Here is a 23,677-nt window from a genome sequence, read left to right on the forward strand (position 1 = left end):
GTTTTAATTAAATCTATGTTTACCCAAGCTCTTCGGGATACCGAAGAAGCTCGGCCTACAAGCCAACTTGTAGGGCGACCTTCCCGAAGGGAGGTTGCGAACGTGGCTACACCTTTTCCTAAAACGCTCTAGAGTTTTTAAAGCACCTTGAGCGTGCTTTGGAAGGCGATGCCGCTTCCTTTGATGCCGACGGGCGAGCTGAGAACCGACGTAACGGCTTTGTCCATGCTGAGGAACTCGGCAAACGCTTTGAAATCATCCGCCGTTGTTGAGAGCAGTTCGTCGCGCAGTTTCTGCCGCTTTTCATCGGTGTTGCCAGTCAGGTAGCGGATCGTGTCGGTGTAGCCTTTGGCATCGGGCAGCAGATAGATGTCGATGCCGCCGATGGCGCCAATCAGTGCGCGGGTCAGTTCGTCTTCGTCGAGCTGGAGATTTTTCAGGAAGTCAGCGGTTTGTCCGTAGGCTTCGAGCGTACCGGCCAGGTTCGGGTCGCGGTACGAAGCGAATGCGAGAACGCCGCAGTTCGGATCGAAGCCGCACATCGCGCCATACGCGCCGCCCTGTACGCGGACTTTTTCCCAGAGCCACGCCGTGCGCAGATATTTGGTGATGACGAGCGATGAGCCGTCCATTTTATAGCCGTTGTCGAACAGGTTGATAGCGCGGCCGACATAGTTGACGCGCGACGGAATCAATAGTGCCTCCGAGGCGGGCCGTGTTGCCGGAAACTTCCAGTTATTGGAAGGAGCGTTTCCGGTCTTCGGAAAAACGGCGAGGAATTTTTCCAGCGTTCCGGTAACCGAAGCGCGGTCTTTGCTGTCGGCGGTGATGTTGACGATCAGGCCGCCGGCGAGGAGTTTTTGCAGAATACCTTCAAGCCGTGCGACGGTGCCGGGCCAGTCCTCTTTCATCTTTTTCTGCATGTCGCGGTGAAAGAAAAGGGCGTCAATTCCGCTGAGGGCTTCACCGGCGCGGTAGGCTTCGTGGTAATGCGCTTTGAGTCGCGACATGACGGCGGAATGTCCGCTGGGAACCAGCGAACCTTCCATCTCGGCCTTCTGCTCCAGCAGAATTTCTCTGAACCGTTTCCGGTTGTTAAAGGCCGGAATGAAAAGGATGTCGTGCAGAATATTGAAAAGGTCGCCGGTCTGTCCGCTCATACACTTTCCGCGCAGAAAGAGATTTGCGGCGCTGTCGGGAGAGTTTTCCAGCGCGGCCAGAAACGGGCAGGCGTGGATGCCGCCGGTTTTCTGCGCGATGCGCTGCGAGAGTGCGGCGAAGTCCTCTTTCTGCGTGCCCATTTCGAGAAGCATGCTTCCGAGGAGCGAAACCCACGGCAGGTCTTCGGCGGAGATGGCGTGGAGGTCGAAACCGATATCCACATAGACGATGCCGCCGGTGAAAATTTCATGAAACAGAACCGTGGTGTTGTCGCGCTGTTCAACGGCGCGCGGAATGGTGCGGATTTTTTTATCCAGATCGTCGCGTTTCAAGAGCGGTAGCGTTTTGACGGCTTCCGGCGTGTCGGGCGTTTTCTGCATATCGAGCAGGCGGGCGGCGGCATCAACGGTACGGGCCAGCTCGTCGGGATGCATGGTGTCGCGGACGGCCTGCATGCGGGCTTTTTCTTCGGTTTCGTCGCGGGCCGCTTTGTCTTTGTCGGGAATCAGGCGGACCGTGGCGCGGTGCGTGTTTTTCAGCAGGATATTTTCGATGAGTTCTTCGAAGTAGCGCGGGTTGGCTGCGATTTTATTTTTCAGTTCGGCGAGCGGATGCTCGTAGGCGGCGAGGCCGAGCGGATCCCAGCCGTAGAGCCACGTTTCCAGCATGTTCAGCATGACGGAAAGGCCTTGAGGGAAACTGCCGTGATTGTTTTCGCGCAGGTCGAACTCGAAGGAGTTCATGGCGGCTTCAATGTCGCCGCGATCAATGCCGGTTTCCGCTAGTTTTTTCAACGTCTGGAAAATCAGCGCTTCGACTTTTTCTAGATTGGGAACGTCAACGCCCTTCATGCCGATAGACCAAGCGGGCTGGCGCAGGTTGGTTTCGAGTCCGAATCCGGCGATGTCTTCGCCGAGATCGGATTCGATCAGCGCTTTGCGCAACGGCGCGCCGGAGGTTCCGGTGAGAATCTGGTCGAGGATGATCAAAGCAAAATGGAGAATGCCGTCGGGGATGGCCCAGTTGACGGTGATGAACGCTTTGCCGGCTTCTTCGCTGACGGCATAGGATTCTTCAACGGTTATCGGTTTATCAAAAGGTTTTTGCAGCGGAATCGCGGAGTCGGGCGGAGTTTCTAACTGTTTAAAACCGTCGAGATACTCGCCAAGGATTTTCAGGCGGCGTTCCGGATTGTCGTTGCCGTAAAAGAAGATGCGGGCGTTGGAGGGATGGTAGTGGGTTTCGTGAAACTTGCGGAAATCCTGATAGGTGAGCGTCGGAATTTTTGCCGGATTGCCGCCGGAGTCCAGTCCGTAGGTGGTGTCGGGAAAGAGCACCTGCTGAGAGCGTTCGGTCAGAATATTGTCGGGCGATGAGTAGGCACCCTTCATTTCATTGTAAACGACGCCTTTGCAGGTGAGCGGGGCTTCGATGTTTTCCAGTTCGTAGTGCCAGCCTTCCTGCCGGAAAAAAGCGGGTGTGATGCGCGGGAAGAAAACCGCGTCGAGGTACACGTCGACGAGGTTATAGAAATCCTGCTCGTTCTGACTGGCGACCGGATAGACGGTTTTGTCCGGATAGGTCATGGCGTTGAGGAATGTCTGGAGCGAGCCTTTCAACAGCTGAACGAAAGGATCTTTGAGCGGGTATTTGCGCGAGCCGCACAGAACGGTGTGTTCCAGAATGTGCGCGACGCCGGTGGAGTCGGACGGCGGCGTACGAAAGGTGATGCCGAACGCTTTGTTGTTATGCGTGTTCTCAACCGAAATAATTTCCGCGCCGGTCGGTTCATGGCGGTACTCTTTGACCGTGCCGTTGAACTCCCTGACAAACTGTTCCCGGATGAGTTTAAAATTATTCATAATTAAAGCGGGAGAGGATAGCGGCGCTGCTGTCGCCAATCAACGTTAATTACGGCTTATGAGGCGCTGAAGACTGCGCCGGAGAAAAACCAATATAACCGCGCCGGCCATGCCGATTATGTCAACGCGCAGATCGCTCAGGCCGGCCGAGCGGTCGGCGGGAATAAATTGCAGGACTTCCGTCGCGGCGGCGAAAAAAGCCAATCCGGCAGATACGATTCCGATGCGCTTTAACGACGGCGCGGGAACCCACGAGAGAGCCGAAAGAAACGCCAGCAGACTGAAAAGAGCGAAGTGCCCGATAATGTGTGACTGTTCAACGACGGTGCCGGACAGGGCGAATGTCGGCTCGTCTTTCGGCGCGGCCGGTTTTGGAGCGACGGATGGTTCCGGCGTTGCTTTCACAGTTTGAGCCGAAGGCGCGGGCATGACGCGTTTCGGAATCAGGTTTTTTGCGGTGTGAAACGATTTTTCAATCGAGTCATCGAGAAGCTTTCCAGGAAGAATGATGCCGGCCAGAATCAGCGTCAGTGTCACCAGAATCATATATCCGCAGCGGCGGGCCCATGGCCGCAAGGCGACAAGGCAGATGCCGAAAGAAATCGTCCACAAAGTGCCGAAAAACAATTTCCACCACGGCGCGGAAGACCGCTCCCGAACCGGAATCACCGAGACATCGTCAATCTGCATGATTCCGGCGGAGCCGAGATTCTGGATATGCAGACGGGCGTTGGCGGCTCCCGGAGGAACAGGAAAGAAGTCCTTGTAATAACGCCAGCTGCTGTCTTTCGGGATATCCATCACGCCGTGGTGCAGGCCGAACAGGCTTTTGGCCGCGGCATCGTGGTAAAAGAAAATGGCGCGCGGGACGTGATATCCTTCTTTACCACGGACAACGCCATGAGCGGCGGCCCGCAGGGTCACACGGAAGGCGGGGATGTTGGTTAAGTTGTACGTGGTAAAGCGCAGAATTCCATTCTGACCCGGCGAAGTAGTCAGTATGACGCCCGGAGAACCGTCGAATCCGCCATCCTGAACCAGCCGGGTCTGTTCGTTCCAGCCGCTCCAGACATGGGTGGCGGCAGATGTGCTGAAACGCCCATCCGGGATCAATTCCGGGCCGATCGGCTGCCACGGCTCGTAGAGGTTATAAAACAGCGCCATGACGCCGACCGTCAGGACGGCAAAGAGCGCAGTAAACAGATTCCGGCTGGCGGGGGTCTTGTTCATCCGCAAACAATCTCTCAAAAGTTTCTTTTCAGCGGAAGTTTTATACGGGAAATTCACCACCCGTATGAAAACCTATTTAGACGAATACAAAGCGTTCATTTTTGATCTCGACGGAACACTGATTAATTCCGAGAAATATCACGCCGATGGTTTCGCGCACGCCGTTGAGGCGTTGAGCGGCTACCGTCTGACGCCGTCTGAACGGCGCGAGTTTTTTGATGCGCACACCAACGTGTTTACGCCGGTTCTTGCGGCGCGGTACGGCCTCACGCTGGATCCGGACGAGGTGCTCAGCCGTAAGCGGGATCATGTGAACCGGAACTTTGAAGCGGAAATTCTGCCCGGCGCGGATACGTTCATTGAAAAATGGCAGAAGCAGATGCGCATGGCGCTGGCCAGTAATTCGCCGCGCCGCTTTGTGAAACAGGCACTGGTCGAGGCGCAGTTAATTGACGTATTCGAATCGGTTGTCACCGCCGATGACGTGACACACCGCAAACCCGATCCGGAAATGTATGAACTGACGCTGAAAAATATGAGACTGTCGCCGGAAGATGTAATCGTCTTTGAAGACAGTCCGGCCGGCGTGGCGGCGGCGCAGGCCGCCGGATGCGCCGTGGTCATGATCGAAAACGGTGCGGGACGGTTTGTGGAAGGCGTACCGCGTTACACTTGGAAGGAGCTTAAACAATTTTGAAAACGACACCGCTTCACGGAGAACACGTTGCGCTGGGCGCACGGATGGCTGAATTCGGCGGCTGGGATATGCCGATCCAGTACGAGGGCATTCTGGCCGAACATGAACAGACCCGCACCAAAACGGGCCTGTTCGACATTTGTCACATGGGCGAATTCGAACTGACCGGCCCGACGGTCGTCGCCGACCTTGAACGGTTACTGACGATGAATGTTTCTACGCTGGCTGTCGGCCAGTGCCGCTACGGCTTTATGCTCAATGATCAGGGCGGCGTCATTGACGACCTCACCTGTTATCGGCTCGGTAACGAACGCTATATGCTCGTCGTCAACGCCTCCACACTTGAAAGTGACTCGGTCTGGATTCGCCAGCATCTTTCGTCCGGAACTGTTTTCACCGATCTTTCCGACGGCATTGCCAAACTTGACGTGCAGGGGCCGACCTCGCGCACCGAAATCGAAAAGGTGATCGGTAAAAAACTTCCGGAGCTCGGATATTTCCGCGCCGAAAGTTTCCAGTGCTTGAACACTGAAATGCTGGTCAGCCGCACCGGCTACACCGGCGACTGGGGCTATGAACTTTATTTTCCGGCGCGGGATGCCGTCCGCATCTGGCGCGCACTGCTCGCCAATCCGAATATCAAACCGATTGGCCTCGGCGCACGCGATACGCTTCGTCTCGAAATGGGTTACTCGCTTTACGGCCACGAACTTTCACTCGACCAAACACCGGTTGCCACCAGCCGCGGAATGTTTATTCGCAAAGAGGGCGGATTCATCGGTGAAGCGGCTGTCCGGCGCGACGTGGCGAACCCGCCGGAATTTCTGGTCGCGCTGGAATTCGACAGCAAGCGCGCCGCCCGTGCCCACGACAAAGTTTTCTGCCAGAGCGCAGAGATCGGCGCGGTCACCAGCGGATCGGTTTCTCCGAGTCTCGGAAAAGCCGTCGCGCTCGCCTTTGTTAAAGCCGCTCACGCCGCTATCGGCAGTATTCTGGATGTCGAGATTCGCGGAAAACTTTTTCCCGCCAAAGTGGTTGAGCTGCCTTTCTATAAAAACGGAACGGCAAGAGGGTGATGCAAAAGCAACTGCTCATCTTTGATCTCGACGGAACGTTGGCGGATACGCGGGCCGATCTGGCAACAGGCATCAATCTGATGCGGGCGCATTACGGGCTGTCTCCGCTCAGCATGAAAAAGATCGAAACCTACGTCGGCGACGGAATCCGCGTGCTGGTCGAACGCTCGCTGGAAGGCGCGGCGGTGGACGTTGACGAGGCGCTCGCGCTCGACAAAAAGTTTTATGCCGAGCACATGCTCGATGAAACCGTACTTTATCCGGGCGTTGCCGACGGGTTGAAGAAGCTGGCGGCGGACGGTCACCTGCTGGCAGTACTCAGTAACAAGCCGGGCGATCCGTCGCGTACCATTTTGAATCACCTCGGCGTAGGCCACTTGTTTTCGTGGATCATTGGCGGCGGCGATTTGCCGAACCTGAAGCCTTCGCCGGACGGGATTCTCGCGTTGATCGGCGCGACGGGAATCGCGCCGGAAAATGTCTGGATGCTCGGCGACCACCACACCGATCTGGAAGTGGCGCATAACGCTGGGGTCAAAAGCGGCTTCGTCACCTACGGCATCGGCCATACCGGTCAATTTACCCCCGATCAGGTCTGGAACAGATTTGGGGAACTGGTAGATTTTTTTATCGGTTCTGGGTCATAGCCAAAATAACGTGCAAAGGGTATTCCTCGCAGAGATGCAGAGACCGCAGAGAGGTCTGGGGGCAAATGATCCTCTGCGAACTTAGCGTCTCTGCGAGGGAAATCTAAAAACAATAATGGTACGAATAATTGAATGCTGGTCTGTGAAGCAGCCATTAGCGTATATTCGCGGCCATTCGCGGTTTAATTTTAGGGAGATGAGTTATGAGTAATATCGAAGGACTGAAACTGCTGAAGAAGGGCGAGAAGAACTATCCGAAAAAACCGGATGCTTCGATTCTGGAAACCTTCAAAAACTCCAATCCGCAGCGCGACTACTGGATCACCTTTGAAACCTCCGAGTTCACCTCGCTTTGTCCGATCACCGGCCAGCCCGACTTCGCGACGATCAAGATCGAATACATTCCCAATAAACTCTGTGTGGAGAGCAAATCGCTCAAACTGTTTCTCTTTTCGTTCCGCAACGAAGGCTCGTTCTACGAAGACGTCACCAACCGCATCTTCACCGACCTGACCGCCGTCTGCAAACCGCGCCGACTGATCGTCACCGGCGACTTCACCGCCCGCGGCGGTATCCGCTCCAGTGTTCGCGTCGATTCGGCGGATTCTTAATCTGGAGTGCGGACGCAAGCCGCAGGCGCGAGGCCGCTCTGTTTAAAGCGGCGTCGCGTTACACTTGCCGCCGCACTCCAAAGGCTTTGATCGCCCTGAACAAAGTATTTCAACTCTTGACGGTTCAATTTTTGCCGCCCGCCTTTTTTCGGGTTTAATTTTAAGGCTTGGACTTGTCAAAAGGATGAATCCTAGTACCATGCTCCGTCTTGTCCTAATTTCGGGGTGTGGCTCAGCCTGGTAGAGCGCTACGTTCGGGACGTAGAAGTCGCAAGTTCGAATCTTGTCACCCCGACCATCTTTTCACTTTCCCCATGAATTAAAGCGCGGCGATAGCGTCGATTTCGACGAGGACGTCTTTTGGAAGCCGGGCGACCTGCACGGTTGAACGGGCGGGCGGGGCGTCGGTGAAAGCTGAGCCATAGATGGCGTTCATGGCGGGAAAGTCGTTCATGTCTTTCAGAAAGACGGTGGTTTTTACGACGTTTTGAAAATCCGCGCCGCCAGCCGTCAGGACAGCTTTCAGATTCGCCAGCACCTGCCGCGTCTGCGCTTCGATGCCGTCAGGAATCGCGCCGCCGGACGGATTCAGAGGAATCTGGCCGGAGCAGTAAAGCGTGTCGCCGACTTTAACGGCCTGAGAGTATGGGCCGACCGGTGAGGGCGCAGTTTCTGTGCGGATGATTTCTCTTTTCATGCGTTCCTTTTACTGCGCTTTGCATGGTTCGTCGAGCCGTTTGACTAAAGCCGACCGTTCTGGTTTCTTTTATCGACATATGCCTGTGCGAGGTGTATTGTGGATGCATGAAAACGACAAAGAAGACAAGTGCACTGGTAGCACTGATGCTGGTTGCGTCGGCCCCTGTTTATGCCGATGGCAAACCGCAAGCGACCTGTCCGGTTATGGCGGGGCAGGCGGTTAATCCGAAACTGTATGTGGATTCAGACGGTTACCGCATCTACGTCTGTTGCGGAGGATGTGTTAAAGCGGTTAAAGCCGATCCGGCGAAATACATCGCGAAGATGAAAGCCGCGGGCGTTGAACTCGAAAAAACGCCTCAGAAGTAAAAGACATTTCCGATGAAAAGATGGGGTTCAGTGGTTCTCGCTCTGGCTTTACTGGTCGCGCCTCCGTTTGTAAAGGCGGCGCCGGATAGGCATAAGGTCGCGGTTTCTGAAACGGCGTGCTGTTGCTGTTCGCCGGGGAAGGCTCATATTGAGAGTGCGGCTTGTCAGTGTGACGGCTGTGCTCAAAAAAATGCGCAGCATTGCGGCTGCGTACAGGCGACGCCGACACTGTCTGCATTGCCAGCTGAGTCCAATTTTTATTTTATACCGTCTCTTTCCGGACGGATTCTCATTCAGAACACGCTGTGGGCTGAACGGACTGACCCGCCGCTTCTGCGTCCGCCGATTGTCTCCTGATTCAACTATTGGTGTTTCAAAGCGTTGAAATCTAAAAAGGAGAAATTATGAAAACGATTCTGATGACAGCATTAGTCGCGATGACCCTGATGGGCACCGCGCTGGCCGCACCGGCGCAGGAAAAATGCAAAGACTGCTGTAAGTGTGAAGCGTGCAAATGCGCGCCTTGCGCCTGCTGCAAATGCGAAACCTGCAAATGTGCAAAATAACAGACTGAACGTCTGTTAAAAGGAGCGCCCTGGGCAACCGGGGCGCTTTTTATTTGTTGGATCCACATGCCGGTCGGCGGACTCGCCACCTCATTCATCATGGAACGGCTGGTCTGCCCGGCGATCTTCCTGCTCTGGCGCTCGCGGCAGCTCAAGCCGGAGCCGACCGGCGAAGTCGATACCACCGCCGTTATTTCTTGTGTCAACTCTTGAAAAATATCCGATCGGGTGTATAAAAGGCGACCTGTGTTCATCCGATTTTTGGGTCGGAGCGGCATCGTAAAATTCATGGAGAATATCCTAATGATTAAAAAAGATGTGTCGAATGGCGCCGAGGTGCAGCCGGAAGATCAGGCCTCTCGCGGTGAGATCATAATTTACGGTATGGGAACGGCGGCCAACATGATGGCTGGCAAGACCTATGCACTTCTAACCCCCCTGATGGTTATTACGCTCGGTATGAGCCCGATTTTGGCTGGAATGATTCTCGCTATCAAAACACTTTGGGATGCTTTTACCGACCCGGTCATGGCTACCATCACCGACAATGCGAATACACGGTGGGGTCGGCGGAGACCCTTTATTTTGGTCGGTGGAGTTTCCCTTGCACTGGTTTGTCTGGGGACGTGGTTGTTTATTCCGTCTTCTCCAAGAACTCCTAATGTGGAACCGACGGCTGTGGTGAAACCGGCTGCGCCGATCGCGGATAGTGCTGTTGTTTCGGCAGATAAGGCCGGAGAAACTGTTTCTGTCGTCCCTGTTGCTCCGATTATAGATAAGAAAAAAAACATACGTCCGCCGCGCAAATCGTTCATGGCTTCTATGCGGGACGGAATTGCGGAACTCGAAAAAACTTCCAAGGAAAAGAAGCACCTGTTCATCTATCTGACGATTGCATTAATGCTTATGGCTACTGCGCAAACCGTTTTTTCCGTGCCGTATTATGCTCTCGGGATTGAGCTTTCACCTTCCTATCACGGGCGAACCCGTGTTGTTGCGTTCCGGTCTATTTTCGACAAACTGATCGGTTTCCTGGGGCCATGGTTTCTTCCCTTCTGTCTCGGGTCGTTTTTCGTGGACGGCATTGAAGGGATCAAGTGGCTCACCATTATTCTCGCCAGCTTTGCTATTCCGCTGGTCATCCTGTCGACCTGCTTCACCAAAGAGCGGACGAAAGTGGATCGTGCACGAAAAAAAGTGAACATGTTCGCGTCTATCGCGGCAACGGCCAAAAACCGGCACTTTTTAAAAATCGCCTCGTTGTATGTCGTTATTCAAGTGGCAATCGGGTTGTTTGCGCAACTGGGACTTTTTATTAATATCTACTATGTGTTCGGTGGCGACAAACAGGCCGGAGCGATTATGAGCGGCAAAGTGGGATCTTTTGCCGCATTGCTAGGTATTCCTGCAATTCCGCTGATTACCTGGATATGCAAGAAGTACCAGAAGCACAACGCTCTGCGGCTGGCGATTCTGATGACGTCTGCCGGATGCGTTTTGAACTGGTTCTGCCTGAATCCGGCATATCCGGAGTTGCAGTATATCCTGCCGTTCTTTTTCTCGCTGGGCATTTCCAGTACCTACACGGTACTCGGTACAATGATGGCGGATGTGACCGATATAGATGAACTAAACACCGGCAGTCGTCGCGAAGGAATGTTCGGCGCGGTCATGGCCTGGATGATGAAAGCGATTGCATCCATTCAGGCGCTTGCCGCTGGCGCTGTACTGGTAGCCACCGGATTTAATATTGAACTGGGTGTAAATCAGCTTCCGGGTGTAATACTAAATATGCGCCTGCTGTTCAGTTTTGCGCCAGCCATACTCCTGCTGTTTTCTCTGTTTATTCTCTACCGCTACCCGCTGACGAAAAAGCGCATGGAAGAGATCAAAGAAATCCTTGCAGAACGTAAACGCGTCGCCGCGGCTGCGCAGGGATAATTCGCTGCATCTCATTTCAAAAGGCCGGGAATAATCTTCCCGGCCTTTTGAATTTTTAGACCGCGATGCGGGTATCTCCAAGATGGATGTGGCGCGGGCAGAGATCGCATTCGATCAGTCCGTCGTCCCGTAAATGCCAGTAGCACGCCGGTTTCATGGCGGAAGAATAACTCTGTTCACGTCACCGCGCATCTATTAAAATTCAGGCCATGAGAGGGATGGTTAGAGAGCCCGCCGTGGCGGGTATGTTTTATCCGGCGGATTCCGGCGGACTGCGCCGGATGATCGAAGGGTTTCTGGCGACGGCCAAGCCGGGGCCGCATCCGAAGGCGATTATCGCGCCGCACGCCGGATACGTTTATTCCGGCCCGATCGCCGCCAGCGTTTATAAGCGGATCAATCCGGCAGGCATTTCGCGCGTCGTGCTGATCGGCCCGTCGCACCGTGTACCATTTCGCGGACTGGCGGCTTCCAGCGCTCCGGCGTGGCGCACGCCGCTCGGTGAAGTTTCCGTTGCCCGTCCGAACTTTGTTCAAATCAGCGACGCGGCCCACGCGCAGGAACACAGTCTTGAAGTTCAGGTGCCGTTTCTGCAAGTTGTGCTGGGCGATTTTACTTTGCTTCCGCTGGTTGCCGGTGACGCTTCCGCCGAGGAAGTTGCCGAGGTGCTTGAAAAATGCTGGGGCGGACCGGAAACGCTGATTGTGATCAGCTCCGATCTCAGTCACTACGAAAATTATAAAACCGCCCGCGCCATGGATTTCGCCGCCGCCAAGGCGATCGTTGCACTCAATCCGCGCGGACTAGATTATGACAACGCCTGCGGACTGGTTCCGATCTGCGGACTGGTTCATCTGGCGAAACAGAAAAAGATGCGCGCCGAGCTGGTTGATCTGCGGAATTCCGGCGATACCGCCGGGCCGCGCGACTCCGTCGTCGGCTACGGAGCCTTTGCGTTCTACGAATAAAAAACCGCCATACAGCTCTTCCAAAGCTTGGAAAGGCTGTGCATAGTGGTCGCCTGTCGGAAATAAGGCTGATGAAATGAAACAGTTTTTCGATATTTTGGCTTCGTGCGTTTACGCTTCTGGAGTTGCGTTTGTTGGGTACCCTTGGGTGTATGACCTGCCGTTGAAAAAACGCGTCGAGTTCGTCCTCTTGGGTCTCGTGATGATCCTACTGATGGCAGTTATTCAGATTGTTGTTCGAAGAAAAGGACGAAAGCCCTAGGAAGAGGGTCAGTCATTGCATTCATGCAGTAACGCTGGCTGTGTGGTCACTGCTTGAGCAGCATGGCGGGGGTTTCGATCTGAATCATGTTGGTGTGTTGCGAGGCGTCTTTATGCCCGCCGCCGATGAAGACGATCAGGTCGTCCCGCTCAATCCGTTTTTCATCCAGCATTTTTCGCAGGCAGACTTTGACGAGTTCGTCGTCGGTGGTCTGAGTCACCTGAATGTTTGCTGAATAAACGCCGTAGCTGAGCGACAGCTGGCGAACAGTACTCATGTGGTCGGACAGTGCGAGAATCGGAACTTTGCCGCGGTACGAGGCGCAGATGCGGGCGGTTTCGCCGGCGCGGGTGCTGGTGATGATGGCTTTAACCGGTAGTGCCGCAGCGCAGGATACGGCCGCTTTGGCTAGATGGTTGCGCGGCATGACTTCCTGTTTCTGCTGATGCACCGGCAATGTGGCGAGCAAAGATTCTTTCTGCGATTCGACGGTCTTGGCAATTTTCGCCATCATCTGTACCGCTTCAACCGGAAATTTTCCGTAGGCGGTCTCGCCGCTGAGCATGACGGCGTCGGTGCCGTCGTAGATGGCGTTGGCGACGTCGCTCACCTCGGCGCGGGTGGGGCGCGGATTATCAATCATGGATTGCATCATCTGCGTGGCGGTGATGACCGGTTTGGCGCGGCGGATGCAGGCCATGATCATCTGCTTCTGAACACCGGGGACTTCTTCGCCGGGGATTTCGATACCGAGATCGCCGCGGGCGACCATGATTCCGTGCGCAACATCGAGGATTGATTCCAGATGGTTCACTCCTTCGCGGTTTTCAATTTTGGCAATGATTTTGATCGGGCTGCGCCGGAGGTCGAGAATCCCCTGAATGGCCAGAATGTCTTCGCGGCAGCGAACAAAGGAGTGCGCGATGAAATCCACATCATTGCGCGTGGCCCAGTCAATAAATTCGGCATCTTTTTCGGTGAGTGCCGGCAGATCAAGTCTGATGCCGGGAACGTTGACGCCTTTTTTGTTTTTGATTTCACCGTCGTTGAGTGCGGTACAGATCAGTGTGTCGCCGGTTTTCTTTTCGACAGCAAGGGCGATCAGTCCGTCATCAATCAAGATCCGGCTGCCGACGGGAACTTCTTCGACGAAGCCGCTGTATGAAACCTGAAATCCGTTCTCCGGAATGCTGACCGCGCCGACTTCGACTGTATCTCCGGTTTTCAGCTGCAAAGTTTTTGTCATGTTGCAGGTGCGGACTTCCGGGCCTTTTGTATCGAGCAGTATGCCGACGCGATCCGAAACGGCGCGAATGTTGGCAACAATTTTTTCAGCATCCTGGATGCTCAGGTGTGCCGTATTCAGGCGCACGACATCCATGCCGTTTTCGACGAGTTGCTTAATGAAATCACTTTCACACCGGTTCAGAGCCAGCGTGCAGATAATTTTGGTCTGCTTATTGCGCATAGAAATCCTTATTTGATGCGCGAGGGTTGTAACAGATTCCACAGACGGGACTAGCTTTAAATGGCAAAAAAAGGCATACAGATATGTAACTGCGGCAATTTTATAGGGGAGCAGATATGATTGTTAAAATTCTGTTTTTTGCGGCGGCGGCGGTTCTGGTGAGCAGAGGAGAAGGATCCCCTGATAAAATCGTCCCGTACAAGAAGGTCGGTGACGCCGAATTGACCCTTCATATTTTTAATCCTCCGGGACATCAGGCATCAGATAAAACTCCGACAATTGTTTTCTTCTTTGGCGGCGGGTGGGTTAGCGGTGAACCGTCCATGTTTTACAAACAAAGCGCCTATCTTGCCTCCAGAGGAATGGTGGCAATTTGCGCGGACTACCGGACCAAGGGCACGTATCAGACGACTCCTCAGGAATGTGTCAAAGACGGGAAGTCCGCTATGCGCTGGGTTCGCGCTCACGCAGCGGAATTAGGAATTGATCCGCAAATGATCGCTGCAGGCGGCGGTTCCGCCGGCGGCCAGGTGGCGGCGGCAGCCGCGCTGACCAAGGGATTCAATGAAACGAGTGATGATTTGTCTGTCAGTTGCCGTCCGGATGCGCTGGTGCTGTTTAATCCGGTCTTTGACAATGGCCCGGGCAGCTACGGCCACGGTACGGTGAAAGAGTACTGGGAGGGATTTTCGCCGATGAACAACATCGCCACCGGCGCTCCGCCGACGCTGGTGATGCTGGGAACCGCCGATCAGCTGGTTCCGGTTTCGACAGCAGAGAAATATAAAATGCTCATGGAACAGGTTGGCTCTCGCTGTGATTTGAAACTCTACGAGGGAGCCAAACATGCGTTTTTCAATAGCGGGAAAGCATTTGAGAGCACTTTGCTGGAAGCGGATAAATTTTTGATTTCGCTGGGCTACCTCAAAGGAGAGCCGACGCTGAAGAACTGACTTCGTGAAAACTGAACATCAAGCGGCTACTACAGGGTGAACATCCGGCTTGCGAATGGTCTGACGCGGAGATCTAAGCAACGCAACCCAAACAGAAAATCTGGCGCAGTTGTCTTTTCATATTCCCTCCATAACAAGTGAACTACGCGCCACGGACGATGACCTCTTTCACGAATGACTTCATGAGCTGTTCGATGCGGCGAAGGCGGGCGGGGGTAGTGCGTTTGGTTTCGCGCATACGAAGGTCAGGCAGGTTGTCTTTGGGGATAAACGGCTGGATGCAGTAGCGCCGTGCGCCTTTGATGAGTTCTGAAATTTCCTGCACCTGATCATCGGTGTGGAACGGTTCGATGACGGTGGTGCGGAATTCGTGATCCACGCCGCTGCTCATGATGAGTTTGACCGATTCAGCAATTTTTTCGGTCTGGGTGAAGCCGACGAGTTCGGGATAGCCGGAAAGTCCGGCTTTAATGTCCATGGCGATATAGTCCACCAGCGGCAGGCATTCTTTAAGCACCTCCGGCAGCGCGCCGTTGGAGTCGAGTTTGATTTTAAAACCGTAACTGCGGAAAAATTTAATCAATCCGATGAGGTCGGCGGCAAGCGTCGGTTCGCCGCCGGTGATGCAGACGGCATCAACCCATTCGGCTTTGAATTTGCGGCAGATTTCGTCGAGACGGCCCCATGTCAGCCCTTTCTGCTTTTTCCCCATGAGCGGGGCGTTGTGGCAGAATCCGCAGGCAAAGTTGCAGCCACTGACGAAAAAAACCCCGCACAGATAGCCGGGGTAGTCGATCATCGAGGGCTTTTCTAAAAATGCGTAAACAGACGACTCACCTTGCGGCAGAGCCGCCTGCTTACGCGGAGCTGACGCTCCGGGGAGCATCACACACGGACCTCTTCGAGAACCGTGGTGATCATCTTGGGGGAGATGATTCCTTTACCTTCGTCGCTGTAATCAGTTTGCAGTCCGACGTACTGGTAGAGCTTTGATTTGCCGCAGACTTCACAGCGCGGCTTGGGTTCGCGGGTCGGAACCGGAGCGTAGCGTCCGGTTTCGTCATGCCGGCGCGTGACAAGCATGGCCGGAATCCGCTGGGGGTTGATGCATTCGGCGGAGGCGAAGGCGACGAGGCCGTCAACTGTTTCGACATCGCAATATTCTTTTTCGAAGTCGGACCACTCTTTTTCTTCGAGCAGTTTGTCGAGACGCTGGTTGAGCGTTTTGCACTTGGCGCAGCCTTCTTTGCCGAACACTTTGATTTTATAGGTTTTTTGCATAAGAGTTTTTCCTTTCTACGGAGCAGGTGCGAGACCTGCCCTTACTGGGCGTTGACGGTTTTTTGCTCAGTGCAGACATCCGCAGTTTCAATTGCGTACTGGCCTCTCTGGCGGGCTTTAAGTTCGCCGTAGCGTTTGGATTTATTCCAGTTCTGCACTTTGCTGAAGTAGCCGACCACGCGGGTTTCGCCGACGACATCGGCAGACTGGCAGGCGGGGCAGGTGTCGATCAGACCGCGCACCTGGTGGTGGCAGCTGTTGCAGAAGGTGAATTCCGGCGAGATGCACACCTGCGCCGACTGCGTTCGGAAGAAGGTTTCCGTCATAAGCTTCTCAATGGAGGCCGCTGAAGGCTGTTCTTCGCCGACGAATGCGTGGGTGATGGCACCGGATTCAATCAGGCTGTGATATTTCGCCTGTTCGACGATGCGACCAACCAAGCCGACCGGGGCGTCGGCGGTGAGATGCACGGAGTTGGTGTAGTAGCAGACATCCTCGGATTCGCCTTTGACGATGTCTTTGGCTTCGTCGTGGAAGTAGATGAGGTCGGTCTTGGCCAGACGGCGTGCGGCACTTTCGGCCGGCGATTCTTCCAGCGTGAACTTGAGGTTGTATTTTTTGCTCAGCTTTTTGGTGCGGGTGTACATGTGAGCCACGATCCGCAGGCCGAACTGCTGAGCGTCGTCGCTGTCGTGCAATTCCTGGCCGATCAGGAATTTGACGGTGTCGTTGACGCCGATCAGGCCGATAATGTAGGTGCAGGTGTCGAGGTTGACGTAAGGCTTGCCGTCGTTCGATTCTTTGCCGATCTGCCAGAGCGGATGACCGTTACCGCTCATCATCGTGGCGATCTTGGCTTTCTTCTGCAGGTGGGCCTGCGCACAGAGTTCCATCATCCGGTCGATTTCTTCGTAGAAGTTTTTCAGAATGTCGCCGCCGGTGTGCGCGGCGCGGTAAGCCGCCTGCGGGATGTTGATGGTGACGTTCTGGAAGCCGCAGAAGCGCATGTTTTCCGGGTGGCGCAACATGCGGTTGTCGCTGATGGTGGTGCGCAGGCGGCAGCAGGCCGACAGCGTAACTTCATCGCGGTCGAAGATGAAATAGGTTGATCCGTTCTTCGCGGCCAGCTGGCAGGCGGCCTGATAAATCTGGTACTGCTCCGGATCGGTGAAGGTTTCATCGCTGATATGAAAGTCGCATTTCGGGAATTCAAAGATGCGGCCGTTGCTGTCGCCGTCGCCCCAGACTTCGAGCAGAGCGCGACAGAAATCCTGTGCTTCTTTGGTGTAGTCGCCGTAGGTGACGATTTTCTCGCCGCGGGCTTCAAGGTCGGCGGCCACGGCGGCGTCATATTCCAGACCTTCTTTGCCTTTGATTTCGCGCATGACTAGACGCTGGGAGCCGTCTGCTTCTTCGAGGTAAAGATCCATCATCTTGTAGCCGCTGGCATCACGGTCTTCGCGCAGAACCTCTTCGAGGCGGACGCTCAGTCCGGATTTCAGCTTAAGCATATATTTCCCGCCCGGGCCGATAGCCGGAACGGTTTTCATGTAACCCGGAACACCGGAGTGAATATTAAAATCCAGGAACAGCGTCTGTCCGCCGCGGCTGAACGCATTTTGCGAGCCGTTGAAGATCAGCTCCTGCGCAATCTGCTTGAGCTCGCGAGGGGTCATTCCTTCGAGGTACGGTGCGTAAAGAATATTGATGTAGGCGATGCCGAGCGCGCCGGCATAATTGGCCTGCATGGAAGCAAGGAACGTGTTGAGGTGGCCAGTCAGCACCGAAGCTGTTTTTGCCGGACTGGATTCTGTGTTGAGGTTGATCAGTCCTTTTAGGCCGTATTTTTTGACATATTCGATCGAGTGGCTGGAACAATAAACGCGGTGCGGATAGCCGAGGTCGTGCAGATGCACGGCACCGGTGTTGTGCGCACGCTTGATGTCGGGAGTGAAAATTGTGTCGAGTGCCCACTGTTTGAGTACCAGTTCGGCGATTCCGAGGTTCACCGCTTCGGGGTTATTGTTGACGATATTGCTGTTTTCGGTGGACTTGGTGAACATCAGTTTTTCGACGTAGTCGAGCGGTACGCCGTAGAGAGAAAGGTCGCGCAATTGCGCCTGATAGCCGCGTTCAGCCAGTTCATTATTCACCATTTCACGGATAAGCGTGGTGTTAATGGCCTTCATGTTGCTCGCGATGATGCGGTTTTCAACCGACTTCGCGATGCTGATGGCGGTGTCGACGGCGAGGTCGGTCTTGTCGAGGATTTGCTTCACGATGCGCTTGCGATCCCAAGGGAGAGTGACTTCGGCAGAATGGGATTCAACCAGTAACAGGCTGGCGTCGGTGACGTCCACTTTGTCTTTTTTCAAGCTGCCGTCGCGCACCCGGATGCTGTTGCGGGCCAGTTCGCGCTGTTTGCGGTAGCGTTTGTAAGCGGCGACGACGAGCGTTTCGCCGCTTTCGGCCAATAGAATTTCGACGAGATCCTGTACATCTTCAATGTGCGGGATGCGTTTGCTGTCGGTTTCAGGATGTACATAAAACTCAGACTGGGGGTTGCTGAGCTGTTCGAGAACCTGAGCAGTGATTTTCGGGGCGAGGCCTTCGTTGCGCGGTGTATTCTGTTTGCGGGACACTTCTTCAACCGCCAGATGGATCGCCATTTCTATTTTTTTAGGGCTGAAAGGTACAATCAGTCCTGAGCGTTTGCGGAATCCGTCGAAAAGTGCGTTTTTTGATGTAATCATTTCAGCCATATAATTTTCCCCCTGTTGATAACCTGTTTGTAACTGGCCTTTATTTGCTAAATGTTCGCTGAGCGACGGGGTAAAAATTATCCAAATGCTGTATGGCTGTCAAATTAAACCACAACATATTGTGCTTTTGGTGTAACTGTATGAACTATAAAACGTTCCATAAAAAAGGCCCTTCAAACGTTTATTTTTTATGAAAATAGTTCCAAACATCGGATGCGTAGCGTCACCGGGGAACTACCGGATATCTCCAAATTTCCGCCGTGAGCTAAGCGCAGGCGGACGGAAAGGAAGCGGCAAAAATCTCTGCGTTTCCAAAATAGATGTGCTATAAAACCGTCACGAGGTGATGACTATGTTTTTTCCTGAAACGTTTTATACGATCGATATTTTGTTCGTGGTGTTTGTTCTTTTGTTCACATTTAGCGGAACGAAGACCGGATTGGCCGGCGAACTGGCTCACGTGATGACACTGCTTGCACTGCTGGCTGGTGTTTGCTTTTTTTATCCGCAACTTATAGATCTCGCTTCTAACTACTGGCGAGCTCTTCCTCCGACTGCCGTGAAAATCATTGTGCCGGCGGGGATGTTGCTGACGGCAGTTCTCCTTTTCGTTTTAGTACGCTTGCTGATTAAGCAACTGCTAAAGGACAAGCTGGGTGAAGCGGCGGACAAAGTCGCCGGCGGACTGGTCGGCACGCTGCGCGGTGTACTGTTCGGAATGGCGGTTTTCACCGGGATCAGCCTGATTCCAAACGACTCGCTTTATCAGACACTGTCCGAAAAATCATCCATTGGAGGTTGGGTTTGCAACACGCTCACCCCGTGGTCGCAGTCGCACCTCAAAGAATTGCCGGTTTTGAAAGACAACGTGAGCGATCGCTTAGACGACATCACCCAATAAGCCGGCCTGTTGCATGAAGCAGATTCCCAGAGAGACCATTGAAGAAGTCCGTTCACGCAATGACATTGCCGATGTGATCGGCTCGTATCTTTCGCTCAAAAACGCCGGTACACGCTTTAAAGCGCTCTGCCCATTTCACAAGGAAAAAAGCCCGTCGTTCACGGTCAGCCCAGATCGACAAATCTATCACTGCTTCGGTTGCGGCGCGGGCGGCGATGTCATCCGCTTTGTTCAGGAATATGAAAAAGTCGATTTTATGACGGCCCTGCAAATGCTGGCTGATCGTGCGGGCATGGAGCTGAGTCTGGAAGAGGGTGGAGAGGGAAGCGGCGCGGACAAACGGAAGCTTTTTCAGATTCATGAAGGTATTGCCCAGCTCTATCAACGCATTCTTCTTGATCACGAATCGGGCGAGGCGGGTCGCGCCTATCTCGCCACGCGAGCTCTAAAGCCGGAAACCGTAAAAGATTTCCAGATCGGTTTTGCGCCCGACCGCTTCGATGCACTCGAAAAATGGGCGCAGCAGAAAAAAATTCCGCTCGAACTGATGGAGCAAGCCGGGCTGATGGTCAAGTCCGACAAACGCAGCGGATATTACGACCGCTTCCGCAACCGGCTGATGTTTCCGATCCGCGATGAAGCGGGCCGGGTGATTGGCTTTAGCGGTCGCGCAATCGTTAAAGACGAAAAAAGCGGCAAATACGTCAACAGTCCGGAAACTCCGCTTTTTCATAAAAGCCGCGTTTTGTTCGCCATTGATAAAGCCCGTCGCGCCATGGCGGAAAGCCGTGTTGCGATCATTTGCGAAGGGCAGATCGATGCAATCCGCTGCCATGAGGCCGGACTGACTAATGTGGTGGCCTCGCAAGGTACGGCGCTGACTGCCGATCACGCCCGTATGATCCGTCGTTATGCCGACGAAGTGATTCTGGTGCTCGACGCCGACGCCGCCGGACAAAAAGCAGCGCTGCGCTCCTCGGAGGCATTCATTGCCGAAGAACTCAGTGTGCGCGTGGCTTCACTGCCCGAAGGAGAAGATCCCGACTCGCTGGTGCGCGATCACGGCGCAGACGCATTGCGTTCGCGTATTGCCTCCGCTGTTTCGGCGCTCGATTTTATGATGGATGTGATGACCCAGAAGGAAGAGCCGGGAAATGAAGCCGGAGTGATGCGCACAGCTCGCGCGGTACAGTCGCTGATCGCTCAGGCGCCCGGCGCGGTACAGCGCGACCGGATGGTGCAGCGTGCCGCCGAGCGTCTCGGCCTTTCACCGGTCGCTTTACGGCGTGATCTGGCGCGTAAAAAAGAACGGCCAGCTCCGCCCGCCGTTTCCGAAGTGTCTGCTGTTCCAGTCAAACATCCCGATGGAGAAGTGACGCTTATCCAGATGCTGATCCTGCATCCCGCCGAGGTTTTTCCGGTGGTGGCCGACCATCTTCCACCAGAGTATTTTTCCGACCCTGACTGCCGTCTGCTTCTGGAGTTGATGCTGAATGATCCGGCGGCTCTGATGGACAGTATCCCGGGCGACCGTCCGGAGGCGCAGAGGCTGGCCGTGCGGATTCAGATGGAAACGATGAAGTTGCGAGGGGATGTTCCTCCAGCTAAAGCGGCACAGGATATTGTGATGGCGCTCTGGCGGCAGGTACTGACACATCGCCGCCGTGAGTTTCAATCTGCCGGCCGCGCGTCCGAGGCGACAGAAATTACTCACCAGCTTTATCACCTTAAGCAGGGCTGGGAGCATGCGGTTGATTTTCTGGTGGTCTAAGGACAACAAGCGGCTTGTTGGCAGACTGGTACTGGTTTAGAGTCAGCGGCGAACGGGGAAAATATGCGCATTCTAATCGCGGAAGACGATAAAGTAACCCGCATGCGGCTGGAGAAAACGCTGGGCGGGTGGGGTTTTGATGTCGAGGCTGTCGGAGATGGTCAGGCGGCCTGGGAGCGTCTTTGCGGCGAAGACCCTCCTCGTCTTTGCATCATTGACTGGTTGATGCCGGCGATGGAGGGCCCGGAGCTTTGCCGTCGTGTGCGTGAAAAATTTCCGGAAGAATATTTTTATCTTATCATTCTCTCTGCGCAGCAGGGCGTGGATAATCTGATTGAAGGTCTCAGTGCCGGCGCGGATGATTATGTCACGAAGCCCTTCATCGGCCGCGAACTGCGTTCGCGCATTGATGTCGGCGTTCGGGTGCTCGGCCTCGAGCAGATGCTGGCGAAAAAGGTTCATCAGCTCGAAGCGGCATTGGAAGATGTTAAACAGTTGCGGGGCTTGCTGCCGATCTGTTCGTACTGCAACAAAATCCGTGACGATGAAAATCATTGGGAACAGGTGGATACCTACATCACGCGCCGCTCGAACGTTGAATTCAGCCATTCCATCTGTCCTACCTGCTACGAAAAACATGTTCAGCCTATGTTGGATCGTGAGTCCGGGAGGGGCATCTGATTAGCCTGTTAAACAACTCGCTTTGCGATGGTGCAGGAAGGGAGATCGCCGCCTTTCCATTGATGTACAACGATGTTACGTTGCATTACATGGCGCTCTGGACGTTCGTTCTCGGTGCCGCGTTGCTGTGGGCCGTGATGCATCTCAAACGCAATACCCATATCCGTCAGACAGCGTGTGATTGCGATCTGCTCCGGTCTCGTGTTCGGAATATTTTGCAACACTCGCGGGAGGTGCTTTTCGGACTCGACTTGCGCTCTGGGCGGTTTGACTACCTAAGTCCATCCTGTCTCAGTCTGACTGGATACACGGTTGAAGAGATTGAGGCGATGGGGCCGCAGGAACTGCTTCAGAAACTGCACCCAGAGGATTTGGAAGCGGTGCAGAGGCTTATTGCTCAGTTGAAGAAAAACGCCAAAGATCGCGAGTGGTTTGGTTTGGTGGATCATCGCTTCCGTCATCGTGATGGGCAATACCGCTTTTTCAGCGACCACCTGCAGGTGGCATACAGCAAGACAGGTCAGGCCGTTTATTTAAGCGGTTCGGTACGGGATGTCAGCCAGATTGCCGGGTTAGAGGAAAACCTCAGAATTTTAGAAAAGAAATTTCAGGACGGCCAGAAAATGGCCAGTCTGGGCTTGCTGGCCAGCGGTATCGCGCACGACTTTAACAATTTGATGACGGTGGTGCTTGGTAATGCCGAGTTGGCGCTGCTTGAATGCGGAGGCTCCGATGGCGGCGTCCTTGACGAAGTCAAGAAAACCGCCTTGCGTGCGGCGGAATTAGCGAATCAAATGCTGGTTTATACCGGTAAAACCTCGCTGGTGCTATGTAGCATCAGTCTCAGTTCGGTCGTTAAAGAGATGACAGCGTTGCTGGATGTCTCCATTTCAAAAAAAGTTTCTATCAAGTATTGTCTGGCTGAAGATGTTCCTCTGATCCGTGGGGATATTTCGCAGATTCGGCAGGTGGCCATGAATTTAATCACGAATGCCTCCGAAGCAATCGGCGACCGGCCGGGTGTGATCGCTATCAGTATTCACGGTGTCGATCTTAAAACAGGTGAGCTGGAACGGACTGTTCCGCCGGGAGGGTTGCCGCCCGGACGTTATGTCCGGCTTGAAGTTTCCGATACCGGCGATGGCATGAATGACGAAACCATGCGGAAAATTTTTGATCCGCTGTTTACCACTAAAATTACCGGGCGCGGACTGGGGCTGGCTTCATTGCTCAATGTAGTACAGAGGCACAACGGGGCCGTTGAAGTGAAAAGCAGCGTAGGGCGCGGCACCGTGTTTTGCATCTATTTTCCGGCCGAGCCGGAAGGCAGCGGACAGGGAGCTGAAGAGGCTTGTGCTTCCGATAGCGAGTGGCGCGGCTATGGTACCGCGCTGGTGGCTGATGACGAGTCGGCGATCCGTGACATTGCAAAGGCCTTGCTTGAACGGTTCGGTTTCCGGGTGATTACAGCCTCTGATGGTTTTGAAACAGTTGATCTTTACACTGAAAACGCCGGGGATATCACCTTGTTACTTATGGATTTGAATATGCCTCGACTGAACGGGATGGAAGCCACGCTGCGTATCCGGCACATCAATCCAAAGATTCCGGTTCTTTTTATGAGCGGTTATCCGCGAGAGCAGGTGATGGAGCGGTTCGGCCATCATCCATACACTGATTTTGTCAAAAAACCGTTCCAGAGCGGCGAGTTGCTGGCAGGAATTCGTTGTGTTATGGAATTCCGCCGTAACTGAACAAGCTGGAAACGCCG

At 54.3% G+C, this 23,677-nt stretch carries 21 protein-coding genes and 1 tRNA gene; 15 read left to right on the plus strand and 7 right to left on the minus strand.

The window, feature by feature from the left end:
• Positions 1–137: 137 nt before the first annotated feature.
• Entirely contained in the window at positions 138–3,023 is a 2,886-nt protein-coding gene (locus HOO88_08070; GenBank protein NOU36711.1) for a peptidase M16, read from the minus strand.
• 45 nt (positions 3,024–3,068) lie between these two features.
• On the minus strand, positions 3,069–4,253 hold the full coding sequence (locus HOO88_08075; GenBank protein ID NOU36712.1) for a hypothetical protein: 1,185 nt from the start codon (positions 4,251–4,253) through the stop codon (positions 3,069–3,071).
• A gap of 64 nt (positions 4,254–4,317) precedes the next feature.
• Between HOO88_08075 and HOO88_08080 the strand changes: the two genes are divergently transcribed.
• The 5 genes from HOO88_08080 to HOO88_08100 all read left to right on the plus strand — a co-directional run bounded on the left by HOO88_08080 (position 4,318) and on the right by HOO88_08100 (position 7,582).
• Positions 4,318–4,950, plus strand: coding sequence for an HAD family phosphatase (locus HOO88_08080; protein ID NOU36713.1), 633 nt, complete (start codon positions 4,318–4,320; stop codon positions 4,948–4,950).
• The gene (gcvT, locus tag HOO88_08085) at positions 4,944–6,026 is read left to right on the plus strand and encodes a glycine cleavage system aminomethyltransferase GcvT (GenBank protein NOU36714.1); all 1,083 of its coding nucleotides are present in this window, start codon (positions 4,944–4,946) and stop codon (positions 6,024–6,026) included. The genes HOO88_08080 and gcvT overlap by 7 nt, the downstream gene beginning before the upstream one ends.
• Positions 6,026–6,673 (plus strand): HAD-IIIA family hydrolase, encoded by a 648-nt coding sequence (locus tag HOO88_08090; GenBank protein ID NOU36715.1) that lies wholly within the window; start codon positions 6,026–6,028, stop codon positions 6,671–6,673. The genes gcvT and HOO88_08090 overlap by 1 nt, the downstream gene beginning before the upstream one ends.
• 203 nt (positions 6,674–6,876) lie before the next feature.
• Entirely contained in the window at positions 6,877–7,284 is a 408-nt protein-coding gene (queF, locus tag HOO88_08095) for an NADPH-dependent 7-cyano-7-deazaguanine reductase QueF (GenBank protein ID NOU36716.1), read from the plus strand.
• 221 nt (positions 7,285–7,505) lie between these two features.
• Positions 7,506–7,582 (plus strand) — tRNA-Pro (locus HOO88_08100).
• A gap of 21 nt (positions 7,583–7,603) precedes the next feature.
• Here HOO88_08100 and HOO88_08105 read toward each other — a convergent pair.
• On the minus strand, positions 7,604–7,981 hold the full coding sequence (locus HOO88_08105) for a RidA family protein (GenBank protein NOU36717.1): 378 nt from the start codon (positions 7,979–7,981) through the stop codon (positions 7,604–7,606).
• A 107-nt stretch (positions 7,982–8,088) separates the two neighbouring features.
• On the opposite strand from HOO88_08105, the gene HOO88_08110 reads away from it, so the two are divergent.
• The 5 genes from HOO88_08110 to amrB all read left to right on the plus strand — a co-directional run bounded on the left by HOO88_08110 (position 8,089) and on the right by amrB (position 11,827).
• Positions 8,089–8,352 carry a hypothetical protein gene (locus tag HOO88_08110; GenBank protein ID NOU36718.1) on the plus strand — a complete coding sequence of 88 codons (264 nt, stop codon included), beginning with the start codon at positions 8,089–8,091 and terminating at the stop codon, positions 8,350–8,352.
• Positions 8,353–8,756: 404 nt separating this feature from the next.
• Positions 8,757–8,918 carry a hypothetical protein gene (locus HOO88_08115; protein NOU36719.1) on the plus strand — a complete coding sequence of 54 codons (162 nt, stop codon included), beginning with the start codon at positions 8,757–8,759 and terminating at the stop codon, positions 8,916–8,918.
• A 66-nt stretch (positions 8,919–8,984) separates the two neighbouring features.
• Positions 8,985–9,131, plus strand: coding sequence for a hypothetical protein (locus HOO88_08120; GenBank protein NOU36720.1), 147 nt, complete (start codon positions 8,985–8,987; stop codon positions 9,129–9,131).
• A 90-nt stretch (positions 9,132–9,221) separates the two neighbouring features.
• Entirely contained in the window at positions 9,222–10,859 is a 1,638-nt protein-coding gene (locus HOO88_08125) for an MFS transporter (protein ID NOU36721.1), read from the plus strand.
• 209 nt (positions 10,860–11,068) lie between these two features.
• Positions 11,069–11,827 carry an AmmeMemoRadiSam system protein B gene (amrB, locus tag HOO88_08130; protein ID NOU36722.1) on the plus strand — a complete coding sequence of 253 codons (759 nt, stop codon included), beginning with the start codon at positions 11,069–11,071 and terminating at the stop codon, positions 11,825–11,827.
• Between the two features lie 308 nt (positions 11,828–12,135).
• On the opposite strand, the gene pyk is transcribed toward amrB, so the two are convergent.
• Complete coding sequence (gene pyk / locus HOO88_08135; GenBank protein ID NOU36723.1) at positions 12,136–13,557, minus strand: pyruvate kinase; 1,422 nt, start codon at positions 13,555–13,557, stop codon at positions 12,136–12,138.
• Between the two features lie 116 nt (positions 13,558–13,673).
• Here pyk and HOO88_08140 point away from each other — a divergent pair, with 116 nt between their 5' ends.
• Complete coding sequence (locus tag HOO88_08140; GenBank protein ID NOU36724.1) at positions 13,674–14,510, plus strand: alpha/beta hydrolase; 837 nt, start codon at positions 13,674–13,676, stop codon at positions 14,508–14,510.
• A gap of 142 nt (positions 14,511–14,652) precedes the next feature.
• On the opposite strand, the gene HOO88_08145 is transcribed toward HOO88_08140, so the two are convergent.
• From HOO88_08145 to HOO88_08155, 3 genes are read right to left on the minus strand one after another with little or no spacing between them, the layout of a single operon-like run.
• Complete coding sequence (locus HOO88_08145) at positions 14,653–15,399, minus strand: anaerobic ribonucleoside-triphosphate reductase activating protein (protein ID NOU36725.1); 747 nt, start codon at positions 15,397–15,399, stop codon at positions 14,653–14,655.
• Entirely contained in the window at positions 15,396–15,791 is a 396-nt protein-coding gene (locus HOO88_08150) for a hypothetical protein (protein ID NOU36726.1), read from the minus strand. The genes HOO88_08145 and HOO88_08150 overlap by 4 nt, the downstream gene beginning before the upstream one ends.
• 41 nt (positions 15,792–15,832) lie before the next feature.
• Positions 15,833–18,553: an anaerobic ribonucleoside-triphosphate reductase gene (locus HOO88_08155; protein ID NOU36727.1), complete on the minus strand. Its 2,721-nt coding sequence runs from the start codon at positions 18,551–18,553 to the stop codon at positions 15,833–15,835.
• Between the two features lie 352 nt (positions 18,554–18,905).
• Here HOO88_08155 and HOO88_08160 point away from each other — a divergent pair, with 352 nt between their 5' ends.
• From HOO88_08160 to HOO88_08175, 4 genes are all read left to right on the plus strand, one after another.
• Positions 18,906–19,454, plus strand: a complete 549-nt coding sequence (locus HOO88_08160) for a CvpA family protein (GenBank protein ID NOU36728.1) — start codon at positions 18,906–18,908, stop codon at positions 19,452–19,454.
• Positions 19,455–19,467: 13 nt separating this feature from the next.
• On the plus strand, positions 19,468–21,225 hold the full coding sequence (gene dnaG, locus HOO88_08165) for a DNA primase (GenBank protein ID NOU36729.1): 1,758 nt from the start codon (positions 19,468–19,470) through the stop codon (positions 21,223–21,225).
• Between the two features lie 63 nt (positions 21,226–21,288).
• Positions 21,289–21,906, plus strand: a complete 618-nt coding sequence (locus HOO88_08170) for a response regulator transcription factor (protein ID NOU36730.1) — start codon at positions 21,289–21,291, stop codon at positions 21,904–21,906.
• A gap of 62 nt (positions 21,907–21,968) precedes the next feature.
• Complete coding sequence (locus tag HOO88_08175; protein NOU36731.1) at positions 21,969–23,660, plus strand: response regulator; 1,692 nt, start codon at positions 21,969–21,971, stop codon at positions 23,658–23,660.
• Positions 23,661–23,677 lie beyond the last annotated feature (17 nt).

The sequence above is a fragment of the Kiritimatiellaceae bacterium genome (genome assembly GCA_013141415.1).
GTDB lineage: Bacteria > Verrucomicrobiota > Kiritimatiellia > Kiritimatiellales > Tichowtungiaceae > Tichowtungia.